The organism is Streptomyces sp. NPDC001832 (genome assembly GCF_040297265.1).
Lineage (GTDB): Bacteria > Actinomycetota > Actinomycetes > Streptomycetales > Streptomycetaceae > Streptomyces.
The window spans coordinates 15,814-33,219 of the sequence record NZ_JBEOYU010000040.1 but is presented as its reverse complement, the minus strand read 5'-3'; the positions used below and the strand labels follow the sequence as shown (position 1 = coordinate 33,219).

The window sequence follows — 17,406 nt, the reverse complement described above, 5'->3', positions numbered from 1 at the left end:
CTTTCGTTGCTGGTCATCGCCGCAGCTTGGCCAGTATTTCGCAGGCGTAGACCAACGGCAGCGCTGGGGCCCTCTTCCGCAGCGCGGGTCTACGTGCGTAGCGTCATGCATGGCATGTTCGCGCCATGGCATGCCAACAGGGGTTCGCCCACCGTCCCCCTGGGATCAGCACGTCCCCCCCACCAAGGCCTCGGAGGCACTCACATGCCAGTGCTCAGATCCAGATCCGGACCATCCCGTCGCTCGCGCTTCGCCGCGGCCGGAACCCTGCTCGCAGCCCTCTCCTTACTCCTCACCCTGCCCGGCGCGGCGAGCGCCTCGGGCACCCACGACACCGCCGCCGCGGCCAAGAAGCCCGAGCGCGGCACGGCCACCATGGGCATGGGCGTCGTCGCCCACGATGGCCAGGGCGGACTGCCGCGTGACACCCGCGCCGTCCAGACCGAAGGCGTGGACGTCAGCGGCCACCAGGGCAACGTCAGCTGGGCGACACTCTGGAACAGCGGCGTGAAGTGGGCCTACACCAAGGCCACGGAGGGCACGTACTACACGAACCCCTACTTCGCCCAGCAGTACAACGGCTCGTACAACATCGGCATGATCCGGGGCGCGTACCACTTCGCCACCCCGGACACCACGAGCGGCGCCGTCCAGGCCAACTACTTCGTGGACCACGGGGGCGGCTGGTCGAAGGACGGCAAGACCCTGCCCGGCGTGCTCGACATCGAGTGGAACCCGTACGGCGCGCAGTGCTACGGCAAGACCGCGGCAGGCATGGTGTCCTGGATCCGTGACTTCGTGAACACCTACAAGGCGCGCACCGGACGCGACGCGGTCATCTACACAGCGACCAGCTGGTGGCAGGCCTGCACCGGGAACAGCGCGAGCTTCGGTAGCACCAACCCGCTGTGGGTGGCCCGCTACAACACCACGGTCGGCGAACTCCCGGCCGGCTGGAGCTACTACACGATGTGGCAGTACACCTCGTCCGGCCCCTACGTCGGTGACCACGACCGCTTCAACGGCGCTCTCGACCGCGTACAGGCTCTCGCGAACGGCTGAGCCGGCCTGCCGCGCCTGCCCGGTCCGACGCTTCGCACAGCAGAGCCCTGGTGACCCACCCAGTCGCCGGGGCTCTGCCCTGTTCGCGCCCGTGAACAGGCATTCCTCTCTCCGAACCGGCAACGAGGACCCTCTATACACTCAGCGTATACACCGTGCGTATAGCCCTTTCCACTGCGCACGCCGTGCGCCTTGTTCAGCTACGGCATCATCCTGCTGCACGACATCTACAAGGGGACGGTGCCCGCCGTGCCGGGCATCATCGACGCGCTGAAGAAGCAGGGCCACACCTTCGTCACTGTCCCTCAGCTGATGGCGCCCGCAGAGCCGGTCCCGGGGACCATCTACCGCCCGTGAGACTGAGCCGTGCGGCCCGAAGCGCGGGAACGCCCGGCGCACACGGAACGGCCCGCCCACCCGTTGCCGGAGAGGCGGGCCGTCCGCACCGGTCGTGCACGTGGTGCCACACCCGTCACGCCATGGCACCTACGCCGCGGCCGGGATCCTCTCCTCGGGCCTGGCCGCGGAGGCCGGGGCGAGGGCGAGCTCCAGCACCTGGCGGACGTCCGTCACCGGGTGGACCTCCAGGGTTTCCAGGACCTCGGCCGGGACATCGTCCAGGTCGGCCTCATTCCGCCTCGGGATCACCACGGTGGTGATTCCGGCCCGGTGCGCGGCCAGCAGCTTCTGCTTCAGGCCGCCGATCGGCAGCACCCGTCCGGTCAGCGAGACCTCACCGGTCATCGCCACATCCGTACGGACCAGTCGTCCGGAGAGCAGCGAGGCCAGCGCCGTCGTCATGGTGATGCCGGCGCTCGGGCCGTCCTTCGGGACCGCGCCCGCCGGGAAGTGGATGTGCACGCCGCGGTCCTTCAGATCCGCGACCGGCAGCTCCAGCTCCGCGCCGTGCGACCGCAGGAAGCCGAGCGCGATCTGCGCGGATTCCTTCATGACGTCGCCGAGCTGACCGGTGAGGGTCAGTCCCGACGCCCCGGTCTCCGGGTCGGCCAGCGACGCCTCCACGAACAGCACGTCACCACCGGCACCGGTCACCGCGAGCCCGGTGGCCACGCCCGGCACCGCGGTACGGCGCTCGGCCGGGTCCTGGGCGGACTCGGGGACGTGGTGCGGCCGGCCGATCAGACCTCGCAGATCCGCTTCGGTGACCGTGAACGGGAGCTCCCGGTCGCCCAGTTCGTGCTGAGCGGCAACCTTGCGGAGCAGCCGGGAGATGGCCCGCTCCAGGTTTCGTACGCCCGCTTCACGGGTGTACTCGCCTGCCAGCTTGCGCAGCGCGGACTCGTCGAGCATCGCCTCTTCCTTCTCCAGACCGGCCCGCTCCAGCTGGCGCGGAAGCAGGTGGTCACGGGCGATGACGACCTTCTCGTCCTCGGTGTAGCCGTCGAGCCTGACCAGTTCCATACGGTCGAGCAGGGCTTCCGGAATGGCTTCGAGCACATTGGCCGTCGCCAGGAAGACGACGTCGCTGAGGTCGAGTTCGACCTCCAGGTAGTGGTCCCGGAAGGTGTGGTTCTGTGCCGGGTCGAGGACTTCGAGGAGGGCGGCGGCCGGGTCGCCCCGGAAGTCGGAGCCGACCTTGTCGATCTCGTCGAGCAGCACGACCGGGTTCATCGAACCGGCCTCCTTGATGGCCCGGACGATACGGCCCGGCAGGGCGCCGACGTAGGTACGCCGGTGGCCGCGGATCTCCGCCTCGTCCCGCACACCGCCGAGCGCGACGCGGACGAACTTGCGCCCCATGGCGTGCGCGACGGATTCACCGAGCGAGGTCTTGCCCACGCCCGGAGGACCCACCAGCGCCAGCACGGCACCGCCGCGCCGCCCACCGACGACGCCGAGGCCGCGGTCGGAACGCCGCTTGCGTACCGCCAGGTACTCGGTGATCCGCTCCTTCACGTCCTGCAGGCCCGCGTGCTCGGCGTCGAGGATCTCCTGGGCGCCGCGGATGTCGTACGCGTCCTCGGTCCGTTCGGTCCACGGCAGTTCGAGGACGGTGTCGAGCCAGGTCCTGATCCAGGAGCCCTCGGGGCTCTGATCGGAGGAACGCTCCAGCTTGCCGACCTCCTTGAGCGCCGCCTCGCGGACGTTCTCGGGAAGATCGGCGGCCTCGACGCGCGCCCGGTAGTCGTCGGGCTCGTCCGCGCCGGAACCAGGATCGCCATTGAGATCGGCGAGCTCCTTGCGCACGGCTTCGAGCTGGCGCCGCAGCAGGAATTCGCGCTGCTGCTTGTCGACGCCCTCCTGGACGTCCTTGGCGATGGACTCGGCGACATCCTGCTCGGCGAGGTGTTCACGGAGCCACTGGATGGCGAGCTTCAACCGGGCGACCGCGTCCACGGTCTCCAGGAGCTGCACCTTCTGGGCGGTGGTGAGGAAGGGTGAGTATCCGGAATTGTCGGCGAGCGCGGAGATGTCCTCGATCTGCTGGACCCGGTCCACGACCTGCCAGGCGCCGCGCTTCTTCAGCCAGCTGGTGGCGAGTGCCTTGTACTCCCTGACCAGCTCGGCGGCGGCTCCGGGAACGGCGTCTCCCCGGCCGAGCTTGTTCGAAGCCAGCGAAGAATCGGGGACGACCGCGTCGACCCGTGTCCCCTCCACCCAGAGGGCGGCACCCGGCCCGGTGGTCCCGGCCCCGATCCGCACCCGGCCACGGCCGCGGATGAGCGCGCCCGGATCCCCGTCCGAAAGCCGTCCGACCTGCTCGACGGTGCCGATGACACCGGTGCCGGTGTACGTCCCGTCGATCCGCGGCACAAGAAGCACTTCGGGCTTGCCGCCGCCCTCGCGGGCTGCGGCCTGCGCAGCTTCCACGGCGGCGCGTACATCGGGGTCGGACAGGTCCAGAGGCACCACCATCCCGGGCAGCACGACCTCGTCGTCGAGCGGCAGCACGGGCAGGGTGAGCGGAGTGACCGCATCGGACTCGATAGCCATGATCTCCCCTTCGGCATTCAAGTTGAGCTATCCAGACTCAATGCTCCTTAGCCGCCCATTGTTCCCCGGTGCACGTTCGCTGTGAGCGATCGACTGAATGCGCTCGCTCCGCAGGCGACATCCCTCGACGGCGCACGCCCCGGGCCGCGCAACGGCGCACGCTCCGCCCGGACGGATCGGGCAGATCCGGCAATCCGCTGGCTCCGGCCGCGTCGAGCGGCCAGGATGGCTGAGAGGCTGTCGGGTGGCCTCTGATCGGACGGCCACGTCCGTCCGCGCACGCTTCCCGCGTTGCCGGGATCGCACGCACCAGACCGTGTCCGCTTTCCGATCGGAGGCCACCCGACAGCCTCTGAGACCGCGTCCACCATCCACCGGAGATCCGCACCATGCCCGACATCAACGGCCCCGACATCCACGGCCCCGTCACGCTCGACCGCCGCGAAGGCCCGTACGGCGAGGTCGTTCTGCGGGAACGGGGTGACGACTTCGAGATCATCGCCAACGGGTGCTTTCTGATGGACACCTCCGACGGGCGTTCCGAGCGGCTGCTGATCGACGCGGCGCTGGCCGCACTGCCCGCCGACCGGGCGGCACCGGCGGTGCTCATCGGAGGTCTCGGGGTCGGGTTCTCGCTCGTCCGGGCCGCCGCCGAGCCGCGATGGGGGCGGATCGCCGTCGTCGAGCGGGAGCAGGCGATCGTGGACTGGCATCTGGAGGGGCCGCTGGCCGGGATCTCCGGCGCGGCGCTCGCCGATCCGCGGACCGAGATACTGACAACGGACCTCATTTCGTACCTGCGTACGACTACGGACCGTTACGACGCCCTGTGCCTGGACATCGACAACGGACCGGACTGGACCGTCACCGAGGACAACACGAGCCTGTACTCCCCCGCCGGTCTGGCGGACTGCTGGGAGCGACTGACACCGGGCGGCGTTCTCGCGGTGTGGTCCGCACAACCGTCCGCCGAGTTTGAACAAGCCTTGCGGAATGCCGGTTTCAGCGGAGTTAGGACGGAAGAGATCAGTGTTGCCCGAGGTGTGCCCGACGTGGTGCATCTCGCACTTCGGACAGGCTGAGAGCCCCCACCGGGTATCCGGGCCCCCGGACGCCCGGGGCCAAGCGCCACAAGGCCGACACTCCGCCACTTCGTCGCGCCCAAGCCGTTACACCCTGCGTAGCCGAGAGCAGTCCCCTGCCTTTACGCTGCTGACCGGTAATGGGGATCACCCACGAAATCCACAAGCGAAGACCGTGCGTCCGGGGGAATGGCCCTCGTGAGAGCGGGGCAGGGGCGGGGCGATGGAACAGACACACACCACCCACCATGGTGTCGCAGCCACGCCGGGCGCGCAGCGCCGGGTGCTGGTGGTCGAGGACGACGCCACGATCGTCGATGCCATTTCCGCCCGGCTGCGGGCCGAGGGCTTTCTGGTGCAGACCGCCCTCGACGGACCCGCAGCCGTGGACGCGGCCGAGGCATGGCAGCCCGACCTGATGGTGCTCGACATCATGCTCCCCGGCTTCGACGGCCTGGAGGTCTGCCGCCGTGTGCAGGCCCAGCGGCCGGTCCCGGTGCTGATGCTGACCGCCAGGGACGACGAGACCGACATGCTGGTCGGCCTCGGGGTCGGCGCCGACGACTACATGACCAAGCCGTTCTCGATGCGCGAGCTCGCGGCCCGGGTGCACGTCCTGCTGCGCCGGGTCGAGCGTGCCGCGCTCGCCGCGGTGACACCGCGCAGCGGCATACTCCGCCTCGGCGAACTGGAGATCGATCACGCGCAGCGACGGGTCCGGGTGCGTGCCGATGACGTCCACCTCACGCCGACCGAGTTCGATCTGCTGGTCTGCCTGGCCAATAGCCCGCGCGCGGTGCTCTCCCGGGAGCAGCTGCTGGCCGAGGTCTGGGACTGGGCGGACGCCTCCGGCACCCGTACCGTCGACAGCCACATCAAGGCGCTGCGCCGGAAGATCGGCGCGGAGCGGATCCGTACCGTGCACGGTGTCGGCTACGCCCTGGAGACCCCTGCACCATGAGCCGGCCCGGTTCCGGACTGCGCCCCTTCTCGGTCAAGGCCAAGCTCGGCACCCTCGTGGTGGTCTCGGTGTTCATCACCACCGGGCTTTTGATGGTGGCCTTGCGCACCAGGACGGAGCTGCGCTTCATCACGGTGTTCTCGGTGATCGCGACCCTGCTGATCACCCAGTTCGTGGCGCACGGCCTGACTGCGCCGCTGGACGAGATGACGACCGTGGCCCGGTCGATATCGCACGGTGACTACACCAGACGGGTCAGCGGCGCCGACCGGCGTGACGAGCTCGGCGATCTGGCCCAGACGATCAACCTCATGGCGGACGATCTGGAGGCCGTGGACCGGCACCGCAAGGAGCTGGTGGCCAATGTGTCGCATGAGCTACGGACACCCATCGCGGCGCTGAGAGCCGTGCTGGAGAACGTCGTGGACGGGGTGTCCTCGGCCGATCCGGAGACCATGCGTACGGCACTGACGCAGACCGAGCGGCTCGGCAGGCTGGTGGAGACGCTGCTGGACCTGTCCCGCCTGGACAGCGGGGTCGTCACGCTGAAGGCCCGCCGCTTCGAGGTGTGGCCGTATCTGTCGGGTGTGCTGAAGGAGGCGAACCTCGCCGCCTCGCACCGCCGGCTGTCCTCCGGTTCCGGGAATCACACCCGCAAGGACGTACATCTGCATCTGGATGTGTCGCCGCCCGAGCTGACCGCGCACGCGGATGCGGAACGACTGCACCAGGTAGTGGCCAATCTGATCGACAATGCTGTCAAGCACAGCCCGCCGCACGGCCGGGTCACCGTGCTGGCCCGGCGTGGGGCCGGACCGGAATCCCTGGCACTTGAGGTTCTGGACGAGGGCCCGGGCATTCCGGAGTCCGAGCGGCACCGGGTCTTCGAGCGTTTCAACCGCGGCGAGGTGCAGTCCCCGCACGGTCCGGGCAGCGACGGCGGTACGGGCCTGGGCCTGGCGATCGCCCGTTGGGCGGTGGATCTGCACGGCGGACGAATCGGCGTGGCCGAATCTGCTCGCGGCTGCCGCATTCGGGTCACTCTTCCGGGGGTCCGGCAACCGCGAGGCTGACATAGGGTTCGAAGCGGAAGCGCATGTTCTGCGTCTTCTGTCCAAGGGGTACGGTCCAGGGGGCCGTGGCTGCGGCCCCGTGTACCCGGAGTGAAGCGGAACCATGCTTGTTTCCCGCCATTTCCTGCGCCGAAACCCGCCTTCCTGTGTGACTTGCACGACGAAGACCGGCCCGGCCTGCATGGAACGGCCAGGGAGGCGTAGCCTTGATTTCCGCTGTCCATCACCTTGTGAAGCGGAAGAGGGCGGTTGCCGCCGTGTCGTCTCAGGCCCCCAGTAACTCGAGCATCTCGACCGACCAAGCCAACCCGGATTCGAACCCGGCCGCAGCTTTCGGTCCCAATGAGTGGCTCGTCGACGAGATCTACCAGCAGTACCTCCAGGATCCCAGTTCGGTCGATCGCGCCTGGTGGGACTTCTTCGCCGACTACAAGCCGGGCACGTCCGGCACGGCGGACAAGCCCGTTCCCGGCGCCGCAGCCGCAGGGGCCGCGGTGACCCCGGCCCCGGCCGCCACCGCACCGAACGCCACGCCCCGGCCCACTGAAGCGCAGGTCCCGGCTCCGGCCGCGAAGGCCGCCGCGCCCGCGGCTCCGGCGACCGCACAGGCCGCTCCCGCCGCCGCTGCCCCGGCAGCCCCGGCGAAGGCCGCGCCGGCTCCGGCCGCGAAGGCCGCCGCTCCTGCTCCGGCCAAGCCCGCCGCGGCTGAGGCCACCGAGGCCCCGGCGGGCCCCGAGTACGTGACGCTGCGCGGCCCGTCGGCCGCCGTCGCGAAGAACATGAACGCCTCGCTGGAGCTGCCGACGGCCACGTCCGTCCGCGCCGTTCCGGTGAAGCTGCTCTTCGACAACCGCATCGTCATCAACAACCACCTCAAGCGCGCCCGGGGCGGGAAGATCTCCTTCACGCACCTCATCGGGTACGCGATGGTGCAGGCCCTCAAGGCAATGCCGGCGATGAACCACTCCTTCGCGCTGAAGGACGGCAAGCCGACCCTGGTCAAGCCGGACCACGTCAACCTCGGTCTGGCCATCGATCTGGTGAAGCCGAACGGCGACCGCCAACTCGTCGTCGCGGCCATCAAGAAGGCCGAGACGCTCAACTTCTTCGAGTTCTGGCAGGCCTACGAGGACATCGTCCGCCGCGCCCGCAACGGCAAGCTCGGCATGGACGACTTCACCGGAGTCACCGCCTCGCTGACCAACCCCGGCGGCATCGGCACCGTGCACTCGGTGCCCCGCCTGATGCCCGGACAGGGCCTCATCATGGGCGTCGGCGCGATGGACTACCCGGCCGAGTTCCAGGGCACCTCTCAGGACACCCTGAACAAGCTGGGCATCTCCAAGATCATGACGCTGACCTCGACGTACGACCACCGGGTCATCCAGGGCGCCGCCTCCGGCGAGTTCCTGCGGATCGTCGCCCAGCTCCTGCTCGGCGAGAACGAGTTCTACGACGAGATCTTCAAGTCGCTGCGCATCCCGTACGAGCCGGTCCGCTGGCTCACGGACATCGACGCCTCGCACGACAACGACGTGACCAAGGCCGCGCGGGTCTTCGAGCTGATCCACTCCTACCGGGTCCGCGGCCATGTCATGGCCGACACCGACCCGCTGGAGTACCGCCAGCGCAAGCACCCCGACCTGGACATCACCGAGCACGGCCTCACCCTGTGGGACCTGGAGCGGGACTTCGCGGTCGGCGGTTTCGCCGGCAAGTCGATGATGAAGCTCCGCGACATCCTCGGTGTGCTGCGTGAGTCGTACTGCCGTACCACCGGCATCGAGTTCATGCACATCCAGGACCCGAGGCAGCGCAAGTGGCTCCAGGACCGGGTGGAGCGCACGCGCACCCAGCAGCCCGAGCGCGAGGAGCAGCTGCGGATCCTGCGTCGGCTGAACGCCGCCGAGGCGTTCGAGACGTTCCTGCAGACCAAGTACGTCGGTCAGAAGCGGTTCTCGCTGGAGGGCGGCGAGTCCGTCATCCCGCTGCTCGACGCGGTCATCGACTCCGCCGCCGAGGCCCGCCTCGACGAGGTCGTCATCGGCATGGCCCACCGCGGCCGGCTGAACGTCCTGGCGAACATCGTCGGCAAGTCGTACGCGCAGATCTTCCGCGAGTTCGAGGGCAACCTCGACCCCCGGTCGATGCACGGCTCCGGCGACGTGAAGTACCACCTGGGGGCCGAGGGCACCTTCACCGGTCTGGACGGCGAGCAGATCAAGGTCTCGCTGGCCGCCAACCCCTCGCACCTGGAGGCGGTCGACCCGGTCCTTGAGGGCATCACCCGCGCCAAGCAGGACATCATCAACAAGGGCGGCACGGACTTCACGGTCCTGCCCATCGCGCTCCACGGCGACGCGGCCTTCGCGGGCCAGGGCGTCGTCTCCGAGACGCTCAACATGTCGCAGCTGCGCGGCTACCGCACCGGCGGCACCGTCCACGTGGTGATCAACAACCAGGTCGGCTTCACCGCCGCCCCGGAATCCTCGCGCTCCTCGATGTACGCCACGGACGTGGCGCGCATGATCGAGGCGCCGATCATCCACGTCAACGGTGACGACCCCGAGGCCGTCGTCCGTGTCGCGCGCCTGGCCTTCGAGTTCCGGCAGGCGTTCAACAAGGACGTCGTGATCGACCTCATCTGTTACCGCCGCCGCGGTCACAACGAGGGCGACAACCCGGAGTTCACCAACCCGCAGATGTACACCCTGATCGACAAGAAGCGCTCGGTGCGCAAGCTCTACACCGAGTCCCTCATCGGTCGCGGCGACATCACGCTGGAAGAGGCCGAGCAGGCACTGCAGGACTTCCAGGGCCAGCTGGAGAAGGTCTTCGCGGAGGTCCGCGAGGCCACTTCGCTGCCGGCTCCGGCACACGTCCCCGAGGTCCAGCCCGAGTTCCCGGTCGCCGTGACCACCGCGATCTCCCAGGAGGTCGTGAAGGTCATCGCGGAGTCCCAGGTCAACGTCCCCGACCGGATCACCGTCCACCCCCGCCTGATGCCGCAGATGCAGCGTCGCGCGGCCTCGGTGGAGAACGGCACGATCGACTGGGGCATGGGCGAGACCCTGGCCATCGGTTCGCTGCTGATGGAGGGCACCCCGGTCCGGCTCGCCGGTCAGGACACCCGCCGTGGCACCTTCGGTCAGCGGCACGCGGTCCTCGTCGACCAGGTGACCGGCGAGGACTACACCCCGCTGCTCTACCTCTCCGACGACCAGGCCCGTTACAACGTCTACGACTCGCTCCTCAGCGAGTACGCGGCGATGGGCTTCGAGTACGGCTACTCGCTGGCCCGTCCGGAGTCGCTGGTCATCTGGGAGGCCCAGTTCGGTGACTTCGTCAACGGCGCGCAGACCGTCGTCGACGAGTTCATCTCCTCGGCCGAGCAGAAGTGGGGCCAGACCTCCGGCGTCACGCTGCTGCTGCCGCACGGCTACGAGGGCCAGGGCCCGGACCACTCGTCCGCCCGCCCCGAGCGCTTCCTCCAGCTGTGCGCGCAGAACAACATGACGGTCGCCATGCCGACCCTGCCGTCGAACTACTTCCACCTCCTGCGGTGGCAGGTGCACAACCCGCACCACAAGCCGCTGGTCGTCTTCACCCCGAAGTCGATGCTCCGCCTCAAGGCGGCCGCGTCGAAGGCGGAGGAGTTCACCACCGGCGGCTTCCGCCCGGTGATCGGCGACGACTCGGTGAACGCGAGCGACGTCCGCAAGGTCGTCTTCTGCGCCGGCAAGGTCTACTACGACCTGGAGGCCGAGCGCGAGAAGCGTGGCGTCACGGACACTGCGATCATCCGTCTGGAGCGCCTCTACCCGCTGCCGGGCGCCGAGGTGCAGGCCGAGATCGCCAAGTACCCGAACGCCGAGAAGTACCTCTGGGCCCAGGAGGAGCCGGCCAACCAGGGCGCCTGGCCGTTCATCGCCCTGAACCTGATCGACCACCTGGACCTGGCCGTCGGCGCCGACGTCCCGCATGGTGAGCGCCTGCGCCGCATCTCGCGGCCGCACAGCTCGTCCCCCGCAGTCGGCTCGGCCAAGCGCCACCAGGCCGAGCAGGCACAGCTGGTCGCCGAGGTCTTCGAGGCCTGACGCTTCGAGGCCTGACCGGTCGCTATACGCACGCCGAAGGGCCCGGTTCCGCGAGTTGATCGCGGAACCGGGCCCTTCGGCATGTGCGCCCGCGTCCGAGTGCTTCAGATCATCTGCGGTTCGAAGTCCCAGTACGGACGGTTGCGGGAACGCGCCGAGACCGTGTGGACGTGCTGCTCGCCCAGGGTCGCCGCCAGGTCGCCCAGCGCCTCCGCCTCGACCTTGTCCGCGCGCTGCAGATCCCTGAGGCCGCGCAGGTCCGCGGCGTGCGCGATCCGGGCGGAGAGGGTCAGCGGATGGGTCCGGCCGAGGACCTCGACGGCCCGGGTGATGACCGAGTCCGTCAGTGCGGCGGCGGATTCCGGGTCGCCCACCAGGTTGCGCAGCGCCGAGGCGTTGATCGCGCAGCCCAGCGTCCAGGGGTGGTTCTCTCCCACGGCTCGCGTCATGTCGGCGAGCGCCTCCTCCAGAAGCGTGTGCGCATGGTCCCGCTCCCCCACATTGCGGAGGATCAGGGCATGGTTGGCCCGGGTACCCGCCACATACGGGTGTGTCTCGCCGAGCATGTCCACATAGCCGCCGACGACCTTCTCGCTTATGTCCCTGGCCCGGTCGATGTCGGCGTGCTCACGGGCGAAGAAGCTCTGGCTGGCCGCGAACATCATCGTCAGCGGGTCGTCCTCGCCCAGCACCCGCTCCGACCGTTCGAGAACCCGGGTGAACATGGCCGCGGCCCTGGCTCGCTCCCCCGAGCGGTACTGGCACAGCGCGAGATTGTGCTCCGCGCGCAGGGTCTGCGGGTTGTCGGGGCCCATGACCAGCCGGTGCACCCGGGCGCTCTGGTTCTGGAGCGACAGGGCGTCGCCGTACCGGCCGAGCAGGCGCAGGTCGGTGGCGTAGTTGATCTCGGAGTAGAGCGTCCAGCTGTGGCGCGGTCGCAGCAGTCGGCGCCGGGCCTCCAGGGTGCGCTGGTTGAGATCGAGCGCTTCCTCGTACCGGCCCAGCAGACGCAACGAGGTGCCCAGGTTGTTCTGCGCGTTGAGCGTGCGCGAGTCCTGGTCGCCCAGCAGTTCGCGGTAGGCGCCGAGGATCCAGCTGGAGATGTTCAGCGCCTCGTCGTACCGGCCCAGGCCGCGCAGGTCGGCGGCGAGGCCGCTGGCGGCGCGCAGGTGTTCCAGGTCCTGCGGTCCGCGTTCGGCACGCAGATGGTCGACGGCGGCCCGTTCGATGGCCTCCGTACCGGCGTAGTCGCCGACGGCCCGCAGCAGGTTGGCGTAGTGGTATCGGAGGTCCCAGACCCTGGAGTAGTCCTCGCCGAGGAGTTCCCGCCAGGCATCCATCGCCCGTGCGCCCAGCTTGATGCCGGCCCGGTACTCCCCGGAGAGGTACATGTAGCGCAGGCAGTTGAGTACCAGGGTCTGCACCGCCGGGTCGGTGCTCTTGAGGACGTCGGCCCATTTCAGGTGCGGGGTGATCTCGGCGTAGGCGGGCCACAGACGGGTGTCGGTGGGCCGGCCGGGGTCCGCCGCCGCGAGGGCCCGGCGGACCACGTCGATGAACTCCTGACGGTCCCGCTCCGGCATGTCCTTTCCGATGATCTGGTGGACCATGCGGTGCATGTAGAGCGATTCGCCGGACGACGCCTCGTCGACGACCGATTCGTGGGACTCCAGGCGGACCACGGAGTACTGGCGGAGCTGGCCGATCGCCCTGTTCCACAGCAGCGGGTCGTTCATCAGGCCGGAGAGCTGTTCCGGCAGTTCGCCGGGGGGCATTTCCTTCAACAGCCGTACGGGGATGGAGCCGGGTGCGAAGAAGCTGCACAGGCGCAGCAGGTCGACGGACTCGGGGACGGTGTCCTTGAGCTTGTTCAGCAGTATCGACCATGCGGTCTGGAAGGCGAGCGGGAAGTCCGCGGAGACCTTGACGACGTTCTGGTCGATGCCGCCTTCGAGGAGTTCGATGTACTCCTCGACCGACATGTCGGAATCGTTGAGCCAGCCGGCGGTCTGGTCGAGGAGCAGTGGGAGGTCTTCGAGGGCGTCGGCGAGCCGGTCGGCCTCGGCCGGGGTCAGGCGCGGGGCCCGGCGGCGGATGAAGGCGACCGACTCCTCGCGGTCGTAGACGGGGACTTCGACGAGGTTGCTGTTGTGTTCGCTCCACTCCGGGTTGCGGGAGGTGATCAGGACGTGTCCGGGGCCGGTCGGCACCAGGTCCCAGATGTGTTCGGGTTCGTCGGCGCCGTCGAGGACGAGGAGCCAGTGGGAGTGGGGTTCGCCGCGGCGCAGGGCGTCACGTACCGCGCGCAGCCGTTCGCCGTACTCGGCGCCGGTGGACAGGCCCAGTTCGGGGGCGAGTTCGGCGAGTTTCTGGCGGTAGAGGGCGCGGCGGTCGGCGGGCACCCACCACACGACGTCGTACTCGGAGCCGAAGCGGTAGACGTACTCGGCGGCCAGCTGGGTCTTGCCGACACCGGACATGCCGTGCAGGGTCACGACGCCGGCGCCGGGTCCGGCGTTCTGGACGGCCCGGTACGCCTTGCTGAGCAGTTCCTCACGGCCGGTGAACCGGGTGTTGCGGCGCGGCACCCCGCCCCACACCTCGGGGGTGTCGGCCGGATACCGGATTGTCTGCCTGACCTCGACGGACTCGGGGAGCGGGTCGGTGGGCAGGCCAAGGCGTGCGAGGAGGCGCCGTTCGGCCTCGTCGGCGCCGACGTTGGTGAGGTCGGCCGCGCCGAGGACCGAGGTGGCGCCGGGCAGCGCGGAGGTGGTGACACAGACGGCGGCGAAGCGGTCGGGGTCGGGGGCGACGACCTCGCGCAGGGCCCTGTTCCACTCGTCGTGGCTGCGGGGGCCGAGCTGGAAGTACCAGTCGCTGAGGATCACCAGGACGCGGCCGCGCGACAGTGTCAGATCGCGCAGCGACTCCTCCAGCGGATCCTCCACCGGGGGGTCCCAGCGCTGTTGGACGACCGTCACTCCACGGCGCTCCAGACGGTCTCCGATCCACGCCGCCCAGGCGCGGTTGAAGCCGGCGAAACTGATGGTGACGGTCTGCGCCCCGGTTGCTTCAACTTGCTTACGCGTTCCGGGCATTCAACCATCTCCCTGCCTCGATACGGGCCTTGTCAAGATACACCGGAGCGTGGCTGCTCCGGCTGGTATCACGGTCGCTCAGTGCCTTCGCGAGCCGTTCCTCTGCTGCCATATCACCTTGGCGGTGACCACGTACGCCTTTGCGCGCGCGAGATGACCCGTGGGGGGCGGACAATCGTCCAGACGGTGGTAGAGCGTGATCATCTCGTCGACCAGTATTCGGCCTTCGCGGGTCAGTGCCGCCGATCCGGCCAGCACGGGCAGTACGGCCCCGACCTGTTCGCGGCAGCGAGCGTGCTCGGCCCAGGCGAGGCCGCGGTGGGTGACGCGCTGCGTGCCGAGTGCGAACCGCTGCCAGTAGTCGGCCAGCGCGATGTGCGAGTAGGCGCCCTGGAGCAGGCCGTCGAAGGGTCTGGGGTCGGAGCGCCAGGGGGCGAAGTGGCGGGGTGTCGCGTCCTCGTGGTGCAGCGGTACGAGGGAGCCGAGCGCGGCCAGTTTGGTGTGCTGGAGTTCGTGGACGAGGGTCGAGGCGAAGTAGGCGGGGGTGTCTGGTTTGCTGCTGAGGACGGCGCCGAACGCCTCGCGCCTGGTGCCGCTGCAGTGCGCCACACCGTTGCCGAGGGGCCCGGATCCGGGTGGCGGTCCGAGCGGCACCAGGCAGCGCAGCAGGACGGCCGCTTCGGTGAGGCGGTGCTCGCCGCCGATGCGGAGCAGGGGCTCCATTCCGGCCCAGGACTCGGCCCAGGCCTTGCGTTCGTGATCGTCGATGTGGGTTGCGGCGCTCAGTCCGTGGCGCCGGAGACCGCTGCCGTGGGTGCGGTACGGGTCGACGTCGTCCAGGGGTACGGGTCCGGCGCCCGGCAGCACGGCGGGCAGGGCGAGCACGGGCAGCCAGCGCGGGTCGGCGGAGCAGACGGTGCCGTCCCGCCCCGCATGTACGGTGACCGGCGCTCGGTCATCGGTGCCCAGTACCGTCAATTCCCCTTCGGAGAAGACGATGTCGGCCGGCCCCGGGGCCATACGGAGGGCACCCAGGGTGGGCAGCGACAGAAGTCCGTCGTGTGCGGTGAGCCGGGCCGTGAAGGCGACCTGCGCGCGGATCGCGGCCGCGGCGGCGAGAGCGCTCAAGTGGTCCAGATCGGCGCGGAGTCCGGTGCTGGGAGCATTGCCGGAGAGGCCGCGCAGGCAGCGTTGCGCCCAGGGGCCCGTGAAGGGGTGGAGCAGGACGGTGCGTACGGCAGCCCGGTCGGCGCGCTCGGACGCTTCCAGCAGCGCCCAGTCCTGGTGCAGCCGGTCGAGTGCCCGAGGGGGGCAGATGGTGGCGGGGGCGGCCTCGGCCGCGTCGAGCAGCACGCGCAGAAGGAGAAGCCGACGGGTGTCCTGGTCGCGCACGAGGACACGGAGGGTGTCCACGTCGCCCTCGGTGCTGCCGAGTTGGCGCAGCATGCGCTCCGAGAGCGAGGAGCTCGGTGGGGGGCTCATCGGTGTGCTCCTGCGGTTGCGTCGGACAGCCGGCCCGCGATGTGGCGCACCAGCCGTTCGAGATCGGCGCAGTAGACGGACGGGTTGGTGAAGCCGTTGTCCGCGCGGTAGCGGTGTGCGTAGTGGCCGCCGCCGCAGACGGTCAGCAGCGGGCAGCTGCGGCAGGCGGCGGCGAGCGCGTCGGCGCCTGCCTGGCGGGCGGCGACGCCGGGGTGGCGCAGGGCGTCGTCGAAGGTGTGGTGGAAGATGTCAAGCCCGGTGGCGGCGGCCGTGTCGTAGGCGGACTTGAGGGAGTCCACCTGCTCGATCGACCCGTCGGTCTCGACCACGATCGCGTTGACGGGGTCGAGACCGAGGGATTCAGTGGCGGCGGGCAGACCCAGCAGCAGGGCGATGCACTCCTCGAAGAGCCGCACCCGGGTCTCCCGGTGTGCGGCCGGCCACCAGCGGTCGAAGACGGTGATGAGCCAGTCGCCGTACGGGGTCGGTCGGCCCGAGCCCGGCCCCGCGGGGGCCGTTCCCGCACCGCGCAGGCCCGGTGGGAGGTTCGTCCAGTTGCCGTGCGGCAGCAGCAGGTCCAGGGCCGGTGGGCGCAGGGTGAGCAGCGACTCGTACATCTCCACCGGGCCGGTTTGCGGGTCGACGACGGTGAGGATGCCCGCGTACGCGTCGGGGTGCCGGTCGGCGAGGAGCCGGGCGCCGCGCGAGGCGGCGGGCCAGGAGGGCCGTCCGGCGTGGTCGGTGCGCTGAGTGTTGTGGGCGGCCAGACCACCGTCGAGGCTGATGCCGATACGTATGCCGTGCCGGGCGAGGGTGGCGACGCGCGCCTCGTCGAGCAGGGTGGCGTTGGTCTGCACGGTGGCGTGGACGGTGCAGTGCGCAGGCACCAGCTCGCGTACCCGGTCGGTGAGTGCGGCCAGCCGGCCGGCACCCGCGAGGAGGGGCTCGCCGCCGTGCAGGACGAGGGCGACGTCGCGCAGTCCGTGGGCCGACGCATGTTCGGCGATCCGGTCCGCGGCGCGGTCCAGGACGGCGGGTGCGGCGGCAGCCGGGCGGGCACGCCAGGTGTGGTCGGGGCCCTCGTAGAGGTAGCAGTAGCGGCAGGCGAGATTGCACCGGCCGTGTACCTTGACGATGAACTGCCCGAAGGGGACCGGGAGTCGGCCATCGGCACCGGTTTCCGTGCGCCGGGGGGCTCCTCTCATCAGAAGGCGCTGTTGAATCCCCACAGCATTTCCCGAGGCTGCTCGGTCCGGCCGCAGAGATCCGCGACCACCTCGCTGAGCACCGGGTGGTCCAGTGTCCGTAGCTCCTCCAGATCGAGTTCCAGCAGATCCGGCAGGGCGTCCGGAACGCCGGACGGCCCACCGCCCGGCCCTCCGTTGCCTGTCGACTCGCTCATCACGCCTCCTCGTAACGCTTACGACCTCACCCACGATTGGCAGCGGCGTCGCAGCGTCTGGGACCTCCGCCTCCCGCGTTGTCGTCAGTCGCGATGGCTCCGCCATCACTCCCTCCTCCGCCTTGGATTCGAAGGCCCCAGACACCGCTCCTTCTCCCACTGCCAATCGTGGGCGAGGTCGTCACTACCGCATC

At 69.6% G+C, this 17,406-nt stretch carries 10 protein-coding genes and 1 pseudogene; 6 read left to right on the top strand and 5 right to left on the bottom strand.

The window, feature by feature from the left end; all coding sequences use genetic code 11:
- Positions 1-204 precede the first annotated feature (204 nt).
- The gene (locus ABT115_RS24940; protein WP_351793854.1) at positions 205-1,062 is read left to right on the top strand and encodes a lysozyme; all 858 of its coding nucleotides are present in this window, start codon (positions 205-207) and stop codon (positions 1,060-1,062) included.
- Positions 1,063-1,266: 204 nt separating this feature from the next.
- Positions 1,267-1,419 (top strand): annotated as a pseudogene (locus tag ABT115_RS24935) (polysaccharide deacetylase family protein); the annotation flags it as partial.
- A gap of 129 nt (positions 1,420-1,548) precedes the next feature.
- Here ABT115_RS24935 and lon read toward each other — a convergent pair.
- A complete protein-coding gene (gene lon / locus ABT115_RS24930) occupies positions 1,549-4,017 on the bottom strand; it encodes an endopeptidase La (RefSeq protein WP_351793852.1) in 2,469 nt (822 codons plus the stop codon).
- 389 nt (positions 4,018-4,406) lie between these two features.
- Between lon and ABT115_RS24925 the strand changes: the two genes are divergently transcribed.
- The 4 genes from ABT115_RS24925 (at position 4,407) to ABT115_RS24910 (ending at position 11,230) form a co-directional block, all read left to right on the top strand.
- Entirely contained in the window at positions 4,407-5,099 is a 693-nt protein-coding gene (locus ABT115_RS24925) for a spermidine synthase family protein (RefSeq protein WP_351793850.1), read from the top strand.
- Between the two features lie 223 nt (positions 5,100-5,322).
- On the top strand, positions 5,323-6,060 hold the full coding sequence (locus ABT115_RS24920) for a response regulator transcription factor (protein ID WP_351793847.1): 738 nt from the start codon (positions 5,323-5,325) through the stop codon (positions 6,058-6,060).
- Entirely contained in the window at positions 6,057-7,133 is a 1,077-nt protein-coding gene (locus ABT115_RS24915) for a HAMP domain-containing sensor histidine kinase (protein WP_351793844.1), read from the top strand. Before ABT115_RS24920 ends, ABT115_RS24915 begins: the two co-directional genes overlap by 4 nt.
- Positions 7,134-7,390: 257 nt before the next feature.
- Complete coding sequence (locus tag ABT115_RS24910) at positions 7,391-11,230, top strand: multifunctional oxoglutarate decarboxylase/oxoglutarate dehydrogenase thiamine pyrophosphate-binding subunit/dihydrolipoyllysine-residue succinyltransferase subunit (RefSeq protein WP_351793841.1); 3,840 nt, start codon at positions 7,391-7,393, stop codon at positions 11,228-11,230.
- A gap of 104 nt (positions 11,231-11,334) precedes the next feature.
- On the opposite strand, the gene fxsT is transcribed toward ABT115_RS24910, so the two are convergent.
- From fxsT to fxsA, 4 genes are all read right to left on the bottom strand, one after another.
- Entirely contained in the window at positions 11,335-14,328 is a 2,994-nt protein-coding gene (fxsT, locus tag ABT115_RS24905) for an FxSxx-COOH system tetratricopeptide repeat protein (RefSeq protein WP_351793838.1), read from the bottom strand.
- Between the two features lie 78 nt (positions 14,329-14,406).
- A complete protein-coding gene (locus ABT115_RS24900) occupies positions 14,407-15,810 on the bottom strand; it encodes an aKG-HExxH-type peptide beta-hydroxylase (RefSeq protein ID WP_351793835.1) in 1,404 nt (467 codons plus the stop codon).
- Positions 15,807-17,015, bottom strand: a complete 1,209-nt coding sequence (locus ABT115_RS24895) for an FxsB family cyclophane-forming radical SAM/SPASM peptide maturase (RefSeq protein ID WP_351793832.1) — start codon at positions 17,013-17,015, stop codon at positions 15,807-15,809. The genes ABT115_RS24900 and ABT115_RS24895 overlap by 4 nt, the downstream gene beginning before the upstream one ends.
- The gene (gene fxsA / locus ABT115_RS24890) at positions 17,015-17,212 is read right to left on the bottom strand and encodes an FxSxx-COOH cyclophane-containing RiPP peptide (protein WP_351793829.1); all 198 of its coding nucleotides are present in this window, start codon (positions 17,210-17,212) and stop codon (positions 17,015-17,017) included. Before fxsA ends, ABT115_RS24895 begins: the two co-directional genes overlap by 1 nt.
- Between the last annotated feature and the right edge of the window lie 194 nt (positions 17,213-17,406).